19 protein-coding genes are annotated in these 17,888 nt (G+C 38.6%); 1 reads left to right on the top strand and 18 read right to left on the bottom strand.

Going from position 1 to position 17,888, the window contains the following annotated elements:
• Positions 1 to 221: 221 nt before the first annotated feature.
• Positions 222 to 1,091, top strand: a complete 870-nt coding sequence (locus tag D1839_RS13560; protein WP_120380502.1) for a YitT family protein — start codon at positions 222 to 224, stop codon at positions 1,089 to 1,091.
• A 529-nt stretch (positions 1,092 to 1,620) separates the two neighbouring features.
• On the opposite strand, the gene D1839_RS13555 is transcribed toward D1839_RS13560, so the two are convergent.
• The 18 genes from D1839_RS13555 to hepT all read right to left on the bottom strand — a co-directional run bounded on the left by D1839_RS13555 (position 1,621) and on the right by hepT (position 17,887).
• On the bottom strand, positions 1,621 to 2,307 hold the full coding sequence (locus D1839_RS13555; protein ID WP_120380501.1) for a zinc metallopeptidase: 687 nt from the start codon (positions 2,305 to 2,307) through the stop codon (positions 1,621 to 1,623).
• Between the two features lie 48 nt (positions 2,308 to 2,355).
• Positions 2,356 to 2,613 (bottom strand): sporulation protein YpjB, encoded by a 258-nt coding sequence (locus D1839_RS13550; RefSeq protein ID WP_120380500.1) that lies wholly within the window; start codon positions 2,611 to 2,613, stop codon positions 2,356 to 2,358.
• A gap of 79 nt (positions 2,614 to 2,692) precedes the next feature.
• Entirely contained in the window at positions 2,693 to 3,268 is a 576-nt protein-coding gene (locus tag D1839_RS13545) for a DUF1405 domain-containing protein (RefSeq protein ID WP_120380499.1), read from the bottom strand.
• A 416-nt stretch (positions 3,269 to 3,684) separates the two neighbouring features.
• Positions 3,685 to 4,467, bottom strand: a complete 783-nt coding sequence (locus D1839_RS13540) for a menaquinol-cytochrome c reductase cytochrome b/c subunit (protein ID WP_120380498.1) — start codon at positions 4,465 to 4,467, stop codon at positions 3,685 to 3,687.
• Positions 4,468 to 4,482: 15 nt separating this feature from the next.
• Positions 4,483 to 5,157 (bottom strand): menaquinol-cytochrome c reductase cytochrome b subunit, encoded by a 675-nt coding sequence (gene qcrB, locus D1839_RS13535; RefSeq protein WP_050352934.1) that lies wholly within the window; start codon positions 5,155 to 5,157, stop codon positions 4,483 to 4,485.
• Positions 5,158 to 5,163: 6 nt separating this feature from the next.
• Complete coding sequence (locus D1839_RS13530) at positions 5,164 to 5,676, bottom strand: QcrA and Rieske domain-containing protein (RefSeq protein WP_050352935.1); 513 nt, start codon at positions 5,674 to 5,676, stop codon at positions 5,164 to 5,166.
• 340 nt (positions 5,677 to 6,016) lie between these two features.
• The gene (locus D1839_RS13525; protein ID WP_120380497.1) at positions 6,017 to 6,475 is read right to left on the bottom strand and encodes a DUF2487 family protein; all 459 of its coding nucleotides are present in this window, start codon (positions 6,473 to 6,475) and stop codon (positions 6,017 to 6,019) included.
• 86 nt (positions 6,476 to 6,561) lie between these two features.
• Positions 6,562 to 7,140, bottom strand: a complete 579-nt coding sequence (locus D1839_RS13520) for a ReoY family proteolytic degradation factor (protein WP_199690166.1) — start codon at positions 7,138 to 7,140, stop codon at positions 6,562 to 6,564.
• 108 nt (positions 7,141 to 7,248) lie between these two features.
• Entirely contained in the window at positions 7,249 to 8,613 is a 1,365-nt protein-coding gene (locus D1839_RS13515; RefSeq protein WP_199690164.1) for a tetratricopeptide repeat protein, read from the bottom strand.
• A 99-nt stretch (positions 8,614 to 8,712) separates the two neighbouring features.
• On the bottom strand, positions 8,713 to 10,002 hold the full coding sequence (gene aroA, locus D1839_RS13510) for a 3-phosphoshikimate 1-carboxyvinyltransferase (protein ID WP_120380496.1): 1,290 nt from the start codon (positions 10,000 to 10,002) through the stop codon (positions 8,713 to 8,715).
• A gap of 24 nt (positions 10,003 to 10,026) precedes the next feature.
• Entirely contained in the window at positions 10,027 to 11,127 is a 1,101-nt protein-coding gene (locus tag D1839_RS13505; RefSeq protein ID WP_120380495.1) for a prephenate dehydrogenase, read from the bottom strand.
• Between the two features lie 12 nt (positions 11,128 to 11,139).
• Complete coding sequence (gene hisC / locus D1839_RS13500) at positions 11,140 to 12,231, bottom strand: histidinol-phosphate transaminase (RefSeq protein ID WP_120380494.1); 1,092 nt, start codon at positions 12,229 to 12,231, stop codon at positions 11,140 to 11,142.
• Positions 12,228 to 12,608 carry a chorismate mutase gene (aroH, locus tag D1839_RS13495; protein ID WP_120380493.1) on the bottom strand — a complete coding sequence of 127 codons (381 nt, stop codon included), beginning with the start codon at positions 12,606 to 12,608 and terminating at the stop codon, positions 12,228 to 12,230. The genes hisC and aroH overlap by 4 nt, the downstream gene beginning before the upstream one ends.
• The gene (gene aroB / locus D1839_RS13490; RefSeq protein ID WP_120380492.1) at positions 12,605 to 13,684 is read right to left on the bottom strand and encodes a 3-dehydroquinate synthase; all 1,080 of its coding nucleotides are present in this window, start codon (positions 13,682 to 13,684) and stop codon (positions 12,605 to 12,607) included. Before aroB ends, aroH begins: the two co-directional genes overlap by 4 nt.
• A gap of 1 nt (position 13,685) precedes the next feature.
• Positions 13,686 to 14,855, bottom strand: a complete 1,170-nt coding sequence (gene aroC / locus D1839_RS13485; RefSeq protein WP_120380491.1) for a chorismate synthase — start codon at positions 14,853 to 14,855, stop codon at positions 13,686 to 13,688.
• Positions 14,856 to 15,537: 682 nt separating this feature from the next.
• Positions 15,538 to 16,308, bottom strand: a complete 771-nt coding sequence (locus tag D1839_RS13480; RefSeq protein ID WP_120380490.1) for a CheR family methyltransferase — start codon at positions 16,306 to 16,308, stop codon at positions 15,538 to 15,540.
• A gap of 88 nt (positions 16,309 to 16,396) precedes the next feature.
• On the bottom strand, positions 16,397 to 16,843 hold the full coding sequence (ndk, locus tag D1839_RS13475) for a nucleoside-diphosphate kinase (protein ID WP_120380489.1): 447 nt from the start codon (positions 16,841 to 16,843) through the stop codon (positions 16,397 to 16,399).
• Between the two features lie 72 nt (positions 16,844 to 16,915).
• A complete protein-coding gene (gene hepT, locus D1839_RS13470; protein ID WP_120380488.1) occupies positions 16,916 to 17,887 on the bottom strand; it encodes a heptaprenyl diphosphate synthase component II in 972 nt (323 codons plus the stop codon).
• Position 17,888 lies beyond the last annotated feature (1 nt).

The following is a 17,888-nucleotide window of genomic DNA, read 5'->3' as shown; positions in this document are numbered from 1 at the left end:
GAAAATTATGTCATCTATGCCTCAAATGGATAATTAGCGCTTGACTTGAAGCATTACTTTTTATGCAACGCTAGTGTCAATGGATAAAATAAAATTCGATTATTAAGAGCTTAATTACAACTATTTTACTTTGTGAATAATTTATATATACTAAAAGAAGCTAATTGCTAAGGTGATTAGACTATTGCTGTAAACCATTGTATATGAAAGGAGGAAAATTTTTGTTTCATTTACACATTAAAAATATATTATTTATACTATTAGGCGCGGCAATATTTTCTTTTGGAATCGTTCATTTCAATATGCAACATAATTTGGGCGAAGGTGGATTTACCGGGATAACTTTGCTATTATATTTTTTATGGCGCTTTGATCCTGCTGTAACAAACATATTACTGAATATCCCTATGTTTTTAATTGGGTGGAGATTTCTAGGCAGAACGACGTTTATCTATAGCATTATTGGTACTGCAGCCGTGTCTTTATTTTTAAGTGTTTTTCAAATCAAACCTTTTGCAATCCACCTAGAATCAGATATGACGTTAGTAGCTTTATTTGCTGGTATTTTTATCGGTGTGGGATTAGGGATTATCTTTCGGTATGGAGGAACTACTGGCGGCGTCGATATTATTGCCAGACTTGCTCATAAATACATAGGCTGGAGTATGGGAAAGACCATGTTTCTGTTTGATTTTATTGTTATTATAACATCTGTGTTTGCCATTTTAGATTTAAAACAGGGAATGTATACCTTAGTTACTGTTTATATTGGAGCTAGAGTGATTGATTTTATCCAAGAAGGTGCTTATTCTGCAAAAGGAACAACTATCATTTCTAACCAAAGTGATAAAATTGCGACAACTATCTTACAAGATATGGATCGTGGTGTTACGGTGTTGGAAGGAAGGGGAAGCTATTCTGGAAACAAGCGAGATGTATTATATTGCGTAGTCGCAAGAAATGAAATTGTCCGCTTAAAAAATATTATTCATTCCATCGACCCGCACGCATTCGTAGCTGTTAGTACGGTTCATGACGTAGCTGGTGAAGGCTTTACACTGGATGAGAATAAAAATCCCATTCGAAGTTGACGAAAATGTATCCTCGATAATCCAATGGTGTTTAGGCTATGTAAAAAGAACCTTCAATCAGTGGTATTTTTGTATTCCCACAGATGGTTGGTACTGCAAAGGTATGACCTAAAGAACCTTGATCGAATGGGGTCCTTATCTTTCAGTTCGTCTTTTTAATATCCTCCACTTTCTTTTAGCGGGACTTGTATGGCACCTTATATTCAAGATAAACATTGAACAAAGACGCGGGCCGCCCGTTTAGCAACGTAGCGAATGAAACGAATCCACTAAAGATAAAGGAATCATACCACTAAAACAGGGATCATGCCGACGCCGGGCAAGCCCGTTTTTAGTCGTCCTTCCTCTTTGTGACGAACCGGTGACGACTTATCGTAGGGCGATTCGTGAAGTCGCCTAGTTGGTGGGCGCTTGCGCCGGACGTGGCTTATTCGGTTATTTCGTTATGCCAAAGTAATAAATTTTTTACTTTCTTATCTTTCAAAAAAGGATGGCGATACGCCACCCTTTTACAATTAGCTCATTTAAACTATTCATTACTTGCAGCAAACATCCAAATAAATCGAACTAGTTCTGCTAATGCCACAAGCGCTGCTGCCACATACGTCATAGCGGCTGCATTTAAAACTTTTTTCGTGTCTCGTTCTTCATTATTTCGAATAATTCCCGAGGACACCAACTGTGTCATCGCTCGGTTGGAAGCGTCAAATTCTACAGGTAATGTAACCAGCTGGAACAATACAGCTGCTGCAAACAGAACAATTCCAAGTAAATATAATTGTGTCATGCCAAAAATTATACCAATAAATAGCAAGATCACTCCAAAATTGGAACCAAAGTTCGCAGCCGGAACGAGCGCGCTTCGAAAGCGTAGAAATGCGTACTCTTCCGCATCCTGAATAGCATGTCCAACTTCGTGCGCCGCAACAGCAGAAGCGGCCATCGAACGTCCATGGTAATTATCACTGGACAGACGTACTACTTTTTTCCTTGGATCATAATGATCGGAAAGCATCCCTTTAGTTTCCTGTATCGCAACATCGTATAATCCGTTTTCATCAAGAATTCTACGCGCTACTTCCGCGCCCGTCATATACGAAGAGGTTGGTTTTTTCATATATTTTTTATACGTGTTTTTTACATTTGTGCTAGCCCAAATGGGGATAATAAGCAATAAAGCTACGTAAATTAAGTAACTTCCCAATCCACCAAACATGTTCATTCCTCCTTGTTATTAAGGTCAATTTTAGTCAAAAATGGCGCATTAGTCAACTGTTTTATCTTGTTTGTTTTTCTTTTCTCCTCTATATTTTCTCCAACTTACATAAGTTAATGTAATGCCAATACAACCACCTACAAGAAGTACAATCCAAATGAATGGAAACAATTGACCCTTTTGTTCTATTACTGGTTGTGCTGCCTGATGAACATTTGCTTGGATCGTTTTAGGCGCGATAGCATATATAATTATCCCTATGATTACCCCAAAAGTTAGCACGAACGAAAGTCTGTTTTTATTCATAGAGACCACCCCATTTTTTCTTCTTATACTAATGTATGAAGAGGTCACTCATGATATAACAAAAGAGAAATCCTTATCCTCATTTTCGTTTTTGTATTCCAATTGTAAGATAATAAGCTATCGCAACAGAAAGGATACTAAGCCAAAATGTAAAGTAGCCGATTTCGTTCAAATAAGAAGCTAATGATGAATATACAGGCATTTGTTCAAATACATAGTCAATTACATCATTATGGAAAATCCAGACAGCTGCAAAAACGATATGCCTCATACGTAAATGATAGTAAGGAGCATAGAGCAACCCCTGAATTGCCATAGCCCCGTGTGAAGTCATTAACATATAACCTTGCCAGCTTAACGATCCCTCTATAGACAAAGTGAGCAAATTCATTACTACTGCCCAAACACCATATTTAAATAATGTAACAATAGCCAAAGCTTCTATGTATGGAATGTGTTTACCAAAGATAAAAAATAATAAGAAAATGGTAAAAAACAAACTGGCAGTAGGACTATCCGGAACAAAAACAAAAAAAATCGGATCGGTATGTGATAATTGTGATTCATACCACATATAACCATAAATGGTTCCGGCTAAGTTGATTAAGAATAATAAAAATAGGAAACGTTTATCTAACAATATGTATTTAATCAAAATGTTACCCCTTTTCTAACACAGCTTTAACACAATAGTACAAATTGCAGAACATTAGAGGTCAATTAAATTTTCACTCCATCACCAAAAAACCTTAAAGGCATGACCTAATGGGTTCTGAACAGAACCGCTATTGACTCTTTGTTTGGGTCTTCTTAGGTTGTCCCTCATAGTAGGAGAGGAGTTAGTTTTACTATAAATTACTATGAGCTACAATGTAAAATAACGGAGCTTCAGATGTTAGCCATGCGTACACATTTACTTTTTCATCTCATTCGTTCCAGTTATACGTATTCTAAAACTTTCAAAACCAAAGTCTCTGGTTCATTCCATGTTTTTCCAACAACTACAAAGCTCTATCAGTTAAAGAAGCACCTTTACCAGCATCGTGTGGCAAAAGTGCTTCTCTTCTTCGTTTATTCTTCCGATTGCTCGTTTACAGATACGATAAAATCAACTAATTGTTCAAGTTCTTCATCTGTACCAGTAAACTGATCAGGTGGCATGGACCCAATTCCTTCTTTTGCAATCGTTGCAATTTCTTCGGCAGATTTATCAATACCGATTAATGAAGGTCCAGCCCCACCACCTTGCAAATTATCACCATGACATGATAAGCAGCTGTTTTCATAAACGGCGTATCCCGCGTGCTCTGTATCGATCTCTGCCTCTTCACCAGGAGGAATCGGTTTATTAGCTTCTGCTCTAGATTCCCAATCTACATTTGCTGCAGATTCATACGTTAACCAGATAACAGAAGCTAAGGCTAGAAGCATCATCCCAACAGAGATCGGGCGTTGATGTGGTCTCCTCCCCGGTCCATTGTCTAAAAATGGGGCCAATAATAATGCGCCAAAGGCTATTCCAGGCAATACTAGGATACCCATAAGAATATAGTTTTGACTTGCAAATTCATATTTTAACAGTTCGTACAAGAACAAGAAGTACCAGTCTGGTAATGGAATATAAGATGCGTTCGTTGGATCAGCCATTCCTTCTAACGGTGAAGGATGAGCTAATGTTAAACATAAAAATCCAACTAAAAACACCGCACCAACTAACCATTCTTTTAATAAAAAGTTGGGCCAGAAAGCTTCTGTTCTTCCAGGATATTCGGAATAATCCTTAGGTACATTTGGTTTTCTCTCGGTAGCAATACGTGAGTCACCAACAAATTTCATCCCTTTTCCCTTATGCATGCTTTCCCCTCCTTTTTATAATGGTCCAGAAATACCTTGTCTACGAATTAGAATAAAGTGTATTGCCAATAATGCAAAGAGTGCTCCTGGTAAAAAGAACACATGAATAGCGAAGAAGCGTGTAAGCGTTTGAGCACCAACGATGTTTGGATCTCCAGCTAACAGCGTTTTCAACTCTTCACCAATAAACGGAACTTGCTGTGCGATTTCCAATCCAACCTGTGTAGCAAAAAATGCTTTGTTGTCCCACGGTAATAAATAACCGGTAAACCCAAGACCGAGCATAATAAAGAAAATCAATACACCAACAATCCAATTTAGTTCACGTGGTTTTTTATAAGCTCCTTGGAAAAACACTCGTAGTGTATGTAATAATAGCATGACAATAACAACACTAGCGCCCCAATGGTGCATACCACGAACAATTTGTCCATGTGCCACTTCAGTTTGCAAGTAATAAACGGATTTCCAAGCATTTTCGATGTCTGGTACATAATACATGGTTAAGAACATACCAGATAGAATTTGAATTACCACCACAAAAAATGTTAATCCACCAAAGCAATAAACAAAGGCAGAAAAATGATGCGCTGGATTCACATGCTCTGGTACTTCATGATCTGCAATATCCCGCCAGATTGGCGTAATATCTGCACGCTCATCAATCCAATCATAAATTTTCTGTAGCATAAACTATTACGCCCCCTTTCTCGGTACTGCATCACCTAAAAATAAAATACCATCTCTTACTTCTGATTCATAAACATCCAATGGCTGCAAAGGTGGAGTTCCTGGTACGTTTGTTCCATCCTTGTAGTATCGTCCATCATGACATGGGCAAAAAAATTGATCAGGATATTCATCACTTCCTCCCCAGGATACGACACAGCCCAAGTGTTTACAAATTGGAGAAAAGGCTTGTATATCACCGTTCTCATCCTTGAAGACCCAAGCAGATCGATTTACTTGTGACTCATACCAGCCATCAACCTGATCAATCTTCCAATCAATCTTTTGAGGCTCATTAGTGATATCATCAACGGATAAACCGACATTTGCCATGTCTCCCTGCCCCGATTCCTTTAACACTGGATCAACTGCCATTCGCAACATTGGTGCCAGCATTCCTGCTGCCATAAAACCACCAACCCCAGTAAGCGTATAGTTCAAGAACTGTCTACGGGATACTTGCTGCTTTTTATCGCTCATGATTTTCCCCCCCTCTTTTACAATAATCACGGACAATACAATTATTTCAGATTACTAGGACATAACCATGATAGCGTAAACTATTTGTCCGGTCAATCATTATTCCTTTTTTGAAGATAAGAAAGTAAAAAATTTATTACTTTGGCATAACGAAATAACCGAATAAGCCACCTCAGACTCATGAGCCCAGCAACTAGGCGGCTTCACGAATCGCCCTGCGATAAGTCATCATTGGCTCGTGCCTCATCATGATTGCTAAAACTTTAGTGGATTCGCTCCAGTCGCTACGTTGCTAACCGGGCGATGGTACCTTTGTTCAAGATAAACTTTTTGCACATTATTACCAATAGGATCGAATTAATTCAGTCATCTGCTCTACTTGATCACGAATGAACCTGTGCATATCAGCAGAATGAAGGTCACCTGACTTCATTCCAGGGAGCCATAACAGTGTTCCAGGAAGAGCCTGCTCATGTTTTTTCCACGCGGCATCTAGTGTAAGAAAAAACACATGCCTAAACGGCTGATGTTGTGCTTCTTCGACCCAAGCACTAACCCGCAAAAGCTCAGCTTTCTTATCTGTGGTTTTTACATAACAATAAGGTGGTAGTAACATCATCCGACCCGTTAGCTCTTTCTCCAATTCATTAACAAGAGCTGTTGTCCATTCCTTTTGAAAAGCATTTACTTCTAAGCTGCTATCATTTTGCATCTGAAAAGGAATCAAGGGAATTATAACCGTATCGATGTATTCTTTTGCTTCTATATATTGTGTCATATCTGATTTTTTCCATCTCATCTGCTCTGCCCAGCCTTTCTCTTTTCACTTTGCCTATTTTTAATGGATTTATCTAAATCTTATCTATCCTCGCAAAAAAAATCAACCTATTGCTTCAGCAATTTTGGTTGATTCGAAAATGCCTCTTCCAACAATTGAAGATCTTTCGCTAGTTTTAGAAAAGCTTCTTCATCCATATTATCTAAAGCTTGATCGATTTGCTTATTTAGAGCCTGCTTTTGGAATTCATAACGTGATTGCTCAAGCAATTGATGTGCTATTTCTTTATCCTGAGCTGTTATAAAATATTCATCTGGAATAAACGGGTTTTCTTCTAATACAGCAATGTATAATGCGTTTTGGTATGATTTTTTGAAATTAAGTTGAAGATAAAGGGCTTCTGTTTTATTCAATCGAATATCATGAAACGACTTCTCTGCATCTGTTGTTACGAGTTGATTTTTATAAAAACGAAAAGCTGTTTCACTTGAACATTGACTTGTCATAATGATGCCCCGTGGGCAAAATTTAGCTTCTCTAACAAAATGAAGCTGACTAAGCAATTCTTCATGATTCATTAAATAATTTAAAATCCATACACTTTCTCGTTTTTTCAACTGGTAATGATTTAAAAACCATTGGATAAAGCTTTTTTTATCTTCAACAGATACTGGAGTATGCACCATTTTTCACTCTCCTTTACAACCTCTCCTCATAGATAATCTGGATCGGTTAAAATGCGAGTCCCATTAGCAACAGATAAGAAGTTGTTCGATCATACCATAGTTTCTTATTTATTCCTCAACATCTGATTGCTTTAAACGGAACAAAAACTCACTTATTTCATCATCTGTCGGCTGTTGTGTGAGATATGCAGTAAAAATGGGTATCGCCTCTTGGATCCTCCCTTCCTCTGTTAAAAAATAGCCATATTCTTTCAGAAAATCACTATCATCTTTGAGGTTATTATATGCAGCATTATAATGGTTTAATGCATTATTATATGCTTCCAATTCATTATAAGCTTTGGCCAGTTCCCACTCATACAAAGGATCTTCAGCACCTGTATTTCTTATTTCGATAAGCAGGTCAACAATTCCTTTAAAATCATCCTTATTTTTTAATAGTTCAATTAAAAATAGTACAGCTTCTTTATAGTCAGGGTCCATTGCCACAGCTTCTCGAACGTGGCTCTCACTTGCTTTTTCCTTCCCTAGTTGATGCGCAAGCTTACCAGCAAGTAAATAAAGGTCTTTATTAAATGCGTCTGTTTGCAGCCCTTTTTCACATATGTCATATGCTTTATCATGCAACCCTTCCTCTTCATAAAGTGAAGCAAGCTGGTAATAAACGGTATGATAATACGTATCTAGCTCTACAACCCGTTCCCATGCTTTTCTAGCAATGTCTGACCTACCCGCTTGATAAGCCGTAAAACCATATTTAAACAAGGAGTCAGGGTTTTCGCTATCTTCATCCTGATAATATGTTAATGCTAACTCAAACTCCCCTGCTTCAGCATATGCCTCAGCTAGGCGGTCAGTAATGGAAACATTTACTACTTCCTTCATTTTAGGCAAAATATTTTCATAATAGGTGGCAGCTTTAAGATAATCTCCGGTTGAAAAATACAACTCTCCTAAAGCAAAGTCAATAATGGCTTCATTAGGGTCATAGCGCTTAGCCATTAATAATTTTTGTTCCGATACTTCAAATAGCCCCTGTGCTTGATAAAGATCAGCTAATTGAATTAATGTCTGCAAATAAGCCGGATCTTCTTCATCCATATCATTAAGAAGCTCAATAGCAGCTTCATCATCTTCCAATTCTGTATAAATGTCAGCAAGCATAACTTTTAATTCCCCTTCAGCAGGAAATTGTTGGATTAGTTCTTCAAAAATTGCTTTCGCTTCATGCAGGTAGCCCCATTGCAAATATAGCTCTGCGATTGTATAGCGTTCTTCTTCATCTGCAGTCGGTAGATAGTTCTCTAGGAAGGCGATTGCTTCTTCTGTTTTCTGGGCTTCCATTAAACGAACAGCTTCCATGATTGTTTCCACATTGAACTCCCTTTCTTCACGTTCATCATGGTCTTTATCATAACGGAAAACAAGCAGATGTTCAAAATATACGCATGAAGTGCTTAATCCGCTATTCATTCCCACACTACATCCGTTTAAGGTAATTTGTTTATCAGAGATAATAAAGAGACGTTCAAATCTACAGCTATAAATTGATTTGCACGTCTCTTTTTTTAACTATGGCACAATTTGTTTTAAATCGTCGTAAAAGCGAGGATATGATGTTGCAATTGGAGATATGTCGTCAATTACGATTTCACTCGTTGCAACAAGTGAAGCAATGGATGCCATCATAGCCATTCTATGATCATGATAAGATAGAACTTGATTTCCGTGTAATTGGGTCTTTCCATGGATAATTAACCCGTCTTCTGTCTCTTCCACACTAGCCCCTAACTTAGTAAGTGTTTCTGTTACAGCACGAATACGATCTGTTTCTTTCACACGAAGTTCTGCTGCATCCTTAATCACTGTCGTCCCTTCTGCTTGTGTAGCCAATAACGCAATGATCGGAATCTCATCAATGAGTCTTGGAATCATTTCTCCTTCAATGGTTGTGGCCGTTAATTCCTGATAACGGATGACAATATTTCCAATTCGTTCGCCACCTTTTACTTGTTCTTCCTCTATACGTAAATCAGCCCCCATCGCTAATAAAACATCAATTATTCCAGTGCGTGTTTCATTTAATCCAACATGTAATAGTTTAAGTTGGCTAGCTGGAACGATAGCAGCTGCTACAAGAAAGAATGCAGCAGAAGAAATATCACCAGGTACGTAGATGTCCGTAGCTGTTAAAGCTTGCTTTCCATGAATTGAAATATCAGAGCCATTTTTATTCAATTCCACACCAAATGCTTGTAGCATCGATTCCGTATGGTTTCTTGTTGGAGATATTTCCGTAACGGTTGTCGTTCCTTCTGCAAACAAACCGGCTAATAGAACGGCAGATTTCACTTGGGCGCTTTTAACAGGCAAATGGTAGTGAATGGATTTTAGTCGTCTCCCATCTACTGCTAAAGGAAGAAAATTTCCTTGTGACCTCCCAGCAATACTTGCTTCCATTAAACGCAGTGGATCGACAACACGATTCATCGGACGTTTCGTTAAAGAAATATCACCATACAAAGTTGTAAATATTGGCAACCCAGCTAATATACCAAGCATTAATCTTGCAGTTGTCCCAGAATTCCCAAAATAGAGAGGCTCAATGGGTTCTGTTAATGATTGGGGGCCCTTTCCGTGAATTGTTAGACTTGATCCTTGCTGTTCAATAGTCACCCCCATTGCCCGAAAGATATTTATTGTCCGCATACAGTCTTCACTATCTAAAAAATGACCAACAGTTGTTGTTCCATGGGCTATAGAGCCGAACATAATGGATCGGTGCGAAATAGATTTATCACCAGGCACTTCTATGGTTCCCTGTAAAGGGCAGTTAATCGGTTGTAATATTCGTTCTTTCAACTTCCTATCATCCTTTATCAAGCGTTATTTTTCGACCATTGTTTCATAACCTGCTTCATTAAGTGTCTGTTCACTTGTTTTTTGCAACTTTTCTGAAGCAAAACTTAGCCGCAGTGCTCCCATAATCCCTTCTCTTATTTCCAATATTTGAATATTGTTAATGCTTATATCGTGATCTGCCAATAATTGCGTTACATGAGCCAACGCACCGGTCTGATCTTGAATATCGACATATAAATCATAGTAAGATGGAATGGCGCCTTTTTCCTTTGTGCCAAGTCCATCACGATATTGTTTGGCTGTTTCTAAATAAGCAATCATGTCTTGTTTATTGTTTTCTTCTACTAAGAGCTTTACGTGTTGCATTTCCGTGATCCATTCCTCTAAAAGTAGTGCCATTTTCTTACGATTATGGTAGAAGATGTCCTGCCAAAGGGTTGGATTACTGGATGCGATTCTCGTAATATCACGAAACCCTCCCGCAGCCAAATTAGGTAAGTAAGCATGTGTCTTTTCCCAATGTTTTGCCTGGTGAACTAATGAAGAGGCTATTAAATGCGGAAAATGTGAAATAACCCCAGTCATTTCATCATGTTCATCTGCTTCTAATATGAGAAACTTACTATGTGTTGGGAGCAACAATGCCTTTAAAGCTTGAACATCATGCTCTGTACTTCGCTCGGTTGGCGTTAGTACATAAATCGCATTCTCAAATAAATGTGCTTTGGCAGCTTGTGCCCCTTTTTTATGAGACCCTGCCATCGGGTGTCCCCCGACAAAAGACACTGCTTTATTTTGCAGTTGGTTGGCAGTAGTAATCATGGATTGCTTAACAGAAGAAACATCTGTTACTATCAATTTTTTAGATAGCTTCATTTCGTCCAAAGCTGCAAGCAATCGAATTGACTCTGAAATAGGAGCAGCTAAGATAAGATAGTCAGCCTGTAGTACTGCTGCAGTATAATCTGCTTTCGCTTCATGAATGATTCCATGGTTCTTGGCGTATTGAAGTGTTTCTGAATGAATATCATAGCCGATAATATAATTTTCAGCTATCGGCTTTAATGCTTTTGCTATCGATGCGCCAATTAAACCGAGTCCTGCTATAGTTACTGTACGCTTCACTTATACAACCCCTTAGCTGTTTTGTTTATGGTAGAGTGCGAATAACTCTTGCATTCGTTGCATATCATCCTTTAAACCAAGTGTAAAACGAATGGTATTTGGTATTCCTAACAATTCACCCGGACGGACGATAAAACCGTACTGAATTAGAAAATCAAACATTTCTGTACCGCTAGTTGGCGTTGTTACAAGCATAAAATTCGTCTCCGAAGGAAAGTAGTGCCAACCAAGCTTATCTAGGAATCCTTGAAAGTCCTGTTTAACGAGTAAATTTTTCCGTTTCGTCTCTTCAATAAATGCTTGGTCTGTCAGTGCGATTTGTGCAACTTGCTGGGCAATCGATGTGGTATTAAAGGGACCTCGTACAACATTCAATTGATTGATAATCGTTTCATTTGCGACCCCATAGCCAATACGTAATCCAGCAAGTCCATACGCTTTTGAAAAAGTTCGTAAAACAATTAGATTGCTGTATTCTTGCATGCACTCCATCACATGCAGGTCTTTCTCTTCATCTAAATACTCATAATACGCCTCATCCAAGACAACTAAAATATGTTCTGGGCAGTTATCCATAAATGAAATAAAGTCCTGTTTTGCTATCGAAGTACCAGTTGGATTATTAGGTGAACAAAGCCAAACGACATTGGTATCCGCATCCATCGCATCCAACATGCCAGCTAAATCATGGAAACCATCCACAGTAGGAATTTCCTTTACTGTTGCCCCTTCAATCGTCGCGTTATGTTTATATTGTGGAAAAGTCGGTGTAGCCACGACTGTATTTACTCCTGTAAATAAATACGTGCGACAAATCATTTGAATGATTTCTTCAGAACCACTTCCAAAAATGATTTCTGACTCGCTCACATTTAATTTATGAGCCAGGTCTTTCCTAAGCTGAGCCGTATATCCATCTGGATAAATATCAAAAGCAGGTTTAAAGGAAGCGAGAAACTGTTTGATTTCCTTCGAATATCCATATGGGTTTTCATTAGATGACAACTTAACAATTCGCTCAATTTGGTATTGAGCTTTGATGTCTTGAATTTGCTTCCCCTGTTGGTATGGGGCAATTTGTTTTAACGCGGCCTTTGCTCTCATCGTGTGTTATCCTCCTCACGCGCTAAATCGGGACGTAAATGAATGGCTTCATTTTGGAAGATATGGTTCATACTTGTTTGCTTTTTGTCTGTGTTTACAATCATCATCACACGGATGCACCGTTTTAAACTTTTAGGCACATCTATTTCTGTCATGCACATAACTGGAACATATGTCCATCCAGGAAGCTCTCGTAAACCTTTTGCAGGAAAAGCTGCCGTAATATCCTTAGTTACAGATATAAAAACATGTGAAACATCTTCTGGTGATACATTATTTTTAGTCACCATCTCTTCGACTAACCGTCTAGTATTCTCAACAATCAAGTCTGCTCGATTCTCCGCTACTGTCGTTGCACCTCGTATTCCCCTTGTCACTCGTTCACCAACTTTCTTTCAAAAATTGATAAATAATACAGCATATCTTCATCGGTAATAGACTCTATTGCTGGTTTCCCTATTTGTTCTAGTAACACCATCTGAATATTTTGTTGCTCATTTTTTTTATCATTTTTCATTTTAGCAAGTATTGCTTGTGGTTCCACAGAATGAAGTTGAAGCGGATAGTTATTGCTTTTCAGCCATTGCTTCAATTCAGAAAATGGTAAATGGTTATTATAAACTGATTTACTTACATGAAAGGCAAATAATAAACCAATAGCAACTGCTTCTCCGTGTGTAAGCGTTCCATACCCTAACTGAGCTTCTAAAGCATGCCCTAGTGTATGTCCTAGATTTAAATACTTTCGCATATTTGCTTCTTTTTCATCTGTTTCTACTATGTGAGCTTTGATTTGGATGCCTTTAAGAATATGCTCTTTAACAGTTGTTTTTGATAAAGTTCGCAGTTCTGTTTGAAGAAATGAGTTAAAAGTTAATTCATCTGAGATTAATGCTTCTTTCACTAATTCTGCATACCCAGAGCGAATTTCTTTTTTATTTAATGTAAATAGCGTTTCGACATCATATATGACTGCTTTTGGAGCATAGAAGCTCCCGATTAAATTCTTACCAAGCTGGTGATTAATAGCAACCTTACCACCAACACTGCTATCATGAGCTAATATTGTTGTTGGCATTTGGATATAATCAATTCCTCGCATATAGGTGGCTGCTACAAATCCCGCTAAATCACCAATAACCCCTCCACCTAAAGCAATTAACAAAGAATTACGATCAAGATTATGTTCAATTGCCTCTGTTAGTAGTTGATAATAAAAATCTATACTCTTTGTTTGTTCACCAGCAGGGATAACCGTATGATGTACCTGTAAAGGGGAACATGCTTCAAGAACATCGGATAAATACAGTGGGGCGATATTTTCATCTGTGATAATCCAAACTAAAGAGTAATCTTTTGTTAAATATTGCTTCGTTTGCTTGCGAATCCCTTCTCCGATAACAATGGAGTACGCATGTGTGCTTGCTTGAACGTTTATTTCTGCTGTTTCCATATTAAAAACACCTGATTTCTTCTCGATATGCTTCGATAGCTTCTTTTAACTTTGGAAATTGATCATTAGTGAATTGTTCTGTTAATGCCTTTGCTAATTCAAATGCCACCACATGTTCCATCACAACAGAAGCAGCTGGTACTGCACAGGCATCAGATCTTTCCACTGTAGCTTTAAACGGTTCTTTTGTGTCGATATCAACGCTCGTAAGTGGACGTTTCATTAATGTTGGAATGGGTTTCATGACCCCTTTCACGACGATTGGCATTCCTGTTGTCATGCCACCTTCAAAACCACCAAGGCGATTAGTTGTCCGATAATAACCTAACTCTTCGCTCCAAGCAATTTCATCATGCACTTGACTTCCGTTTCGTTTAGCTGCCTCAAACCCTATCCCGAATTCTACCCCTTTAAATGCATTAATGCTTATGACACTTCCGGCTATTCTGCTATCCAATTTGCGATCGTAATGGACGTAAGAGCCAACACCAGCTGGCATCCCCTCGACATAAACTTCACAAACACCGCCAATGGAATCTCCTACTTGTTTGGCATCATCAATCGCTTGCATCATCGGCCCCTCAACTTGTTTATCTAAGACGCGAACTGGTGAGTCATCCGCTAATTGCTGACGCTCCTGAACGGAAAACGCTGCTTGATCCTCTGCAATAATACCTGCAATTTCTTTCACATAACCAACGACATCAATCCCTAAGTGCTTGAGCATCGTTTTTGCCACAGCTCCAGCGGCTACGCGTGCTGCTGTTTCGCGAGCTGAAGATCGCTCCAAAATGTTACGAATATCACGATGCCCATATTTAAGTGCACCGTTTAAATCAGCATGACCTGGCCTTGGTCGTGTTACTACTCTACGAATCTTTTGGTCTGTATCAATCGGGTCTGCTCCCATAATATCTTCCCAATGCTTGAAGTCATCATTATGTATGACCAATGAGATGGGCGAGCCTAACGTAATCCCATGTCTTACCCCGCCTGTAATATCAACGAGGTCTTTTTCAATTTGCATTCGTTTCCCACGACCGTGTCCTTTTTGTCTACGCGACAGGGACTGGTTAATGTCTTCTTTTACTAATGGCATTTGAGAAGGAACTCCTTCGATTATGGTTGTTAATTGTTTTCCATGTGACTCCCCCGCTGTTAGATAGCGCACGTTACATTCTCCTTTTATGAATTTTTCTAATTACTATACCATACCTTAACATGTTTTTGGCAACAATTATTGAAAAAAATAAAGAATTAGTCAAAAAACTCAAGTAAAGCGCTATCATCTTCCTTTATAGCACGAATAAGGAACGTACTTTCTGATTGGTAGTACAGAACAAACGAGCGGGAACCCCGTTTAGCAACGTAGCGAATGGAACGAATCCACGAAGGATATAGTAACCGGGGCATTCCGCATCCCCGCTGATGGTTAGTAGCCCAAGGGTATGACCTAAAGGCCCTTGAACGAATCGGGGGTTTTGGTGCTGTTCTCTCCTGCTTCGACTTCTTCCGCTCGCATCTTCCATTCTTAGACCGTGGAAGTCTACAACGCCTTTTTACGGGATAAAGAATCATGTCACTACGACAGGGATATGCCGACGTCTAGGCGGCAAGTCCGTTTTTAGTCGGCCTTCCTCTTACAGGCGAACCGATGAGGTCTTTGCGAGAAAGCATTTCTAAAGTTGCATCGTTGCTGGGCTCATGCCCGGACGTGGCTATTCGATTATTTCGTTATATAAAAGCACATCATTGTATACCTTCCTATACAATTAAAAAACTTGTAGATAACCAAAGAGTTTCTACAAGCTAAATAATTACTATTTGATAAATACAACTTAAAGATAAGACCTTTAAACTTTCTGGTAAAAGAAAGTATCTAATAAACGTAATTGATATTTTTCCGGATGAAATATTTGTTCCGTGCTGCCGACAAATAATACACCATTTTTATTCAAAGCTTGGCTAAAACGTTGGTAAATTTCTTCTTTTGCTTCATCTGTAAAATAAATTAAGACATTCCGGCATATAATTAAGTCCATGTTGTTCGGATATATATCGGCAAGCAAATTATGTTTACGAAATGTGACTCGCTGTTTAATACTAGGGGATAAATAATAAAGTCCTTGTTGATCAGTAAAATACTTGTTAATCAATTTGTCTGGTAAATCCTTTAGCGCTTGCTTCTGATAAATCCCTTGCTTTGCCTTGTCTAACGCAGCTTCATCGATATCTGTAGCGATGATTCGATAGGAGGCGTTTGGAAAATGTTCTGCCAGCATCATTGCAACACTATATGGTTCTTCACCTGTCGAGCATGCCGCACTCCAAATTGTAAACGGTGCCTGCTCTACTAGCTTTGGAAGAACGGATGTTTGTAAGACTTCCCATCGTATCGGATTACGGTAAAACTCGGATACATTAATCGTTAAACGATCAACAAATTCGTTTAGCAACCTTCTATCTTGGCCCAATGCGCGATAATAGCTCGCAAAGTCTTTATAGCCCCGTTTATTTCGTAGTGATGTTAGCCTCCGTTTCATTTGTGTTTCTTTGTACAAATGTAAATCAATGCCTAGTTTCGTCTTAACTTTAGCAATAAACTGGGTATAATCTTTGTCCAATGCTTCCCCCTCTTTCAATATAACATCTGTGCAAACATGAAGCTGCCGTGAGGATTATACACTCACGGCAATTTCAAAAGCTTTCATGTTAGTAAATCCAAGTAGCATCTTGTTTCGTATAACCAATTAGCTCTTCAGCTTTGAAAAATAAAGCAAGTTCTCGTTCAGCACTTTCAGCAGAATCAGAGCCGTGAATAATATTCTTTCCAACAGTCATTCCATAGTCTCCGCGAATCGTTCCAGGTAATGCTTCTGTTGGATTAGTTTTGCCCATCATATCTCTTGCGGTTGCGATTACATTTTCACCTTCCCAAGCCATGGCAAATACAGGTCCAGACGTAATAAATTCCACCAGTTCTCCAAAAAAAGGGCGTTCTTTATGTTCTGCATAGTGTTTTTCAGCTAATTCGGTTGAAATGGCCATCAGCTTTGCTCCAGCTAATTTAAAACCTTTTGCTTCAAATCGACTAACGATATCTCCGATTAGGTTACGTTGAACACCATCTGGTTTAACCATCAAGAATGTTTTTTCCATGTTACAAAACCCCTCACCTTATGTATTTATCTAGCCGATAAAATTTTATCAAACCTATGTAAAAAAAACAAATTAAGCTCGACGTTTGCCGATATATTTACCAATTTGTAATAATGTTTGTTTTGGACGACTATCAGGAAATCCTTCCAATTGCTTTAGCGCTTTTTCTAAAAACCAATCACTTAAACAATACGATTCGCTGATTGCATCTGTTTCTTTTATGTTTTCCACAACCTCATTCAAGCGTGCTTCGCGAGTGGAAGGGTCAGCTTGTAAACTTTCTGTAATCTTCCTTTCAAGAACGGGATCCTTCATTGCTAAAAACACAGGAAGGGTTAGATTTCCTTGTAATAAGTCATTCCCTGCAGGCTTTCCTAATTCTTTTTCAGATCCTGTAAAATCTAGAATGTCATCAATGATTTGGTAAGACATGCCAATATTGTAGCCATATCGATATAATTTATGCGCTTCTTGTTCTGTAAGTCCAGAAGCAATAGCACCTAACTTACAACTTGTTGCTATAAGTAAAGCTGTTTTACGTTTAATTCGTCGCAAGTAATTGCGAAGCCCCTGACTTCCATCAAACTTATCCTTAATTTGTTCGATTTCGCCTTTACACACTTCTACAATTGTTTTAGATAATAAACGATGTATTTTCGGATCTTGTAATAGGGTAATTTCCTCTAACGCCCGAGCCAATATATAGTCACCAGCGTACATGGCTACCCGATTCCCGTAGGTTTTTCGTATAGTGGGCTTTCCTCTTCGTATATCAGCATCATCGATCACATCGTCATGCACTAATGTTGCAGTATGAATGAGTTCCAATGACACAGCAACGGTTTTTAGACGCTCCAAGTCATACCCCCCCATCTGACCTGCCAATAACACAAATACAGGGCGAATTCGTTTCCCGCCTGCTCGCAGTAATTGTGTAGAAGCTTGGCGTAGCACAGGATGCTTTGCTTGTACCACATCATTAATCGTCTGTTCGATTTCATTTAAGTCTTTTTTTAAATATCCATAAGCTCTAGCTAATTTCATG

The organism is Roseburia sp. 1XD42-34, from assembly GCF_009917385.1.
In the GTDB taxonomy this organism is placed as follows: Bacteria; Bacillota; Bacilli; order Bacillales; family Amphibacillaceae; genus Virgibacillus.
The sequence above is the reverse complement of the archived record's forward strand: the minus strand, read 5'-3'. Positions and strand labels throughout refer to the sequence as shown.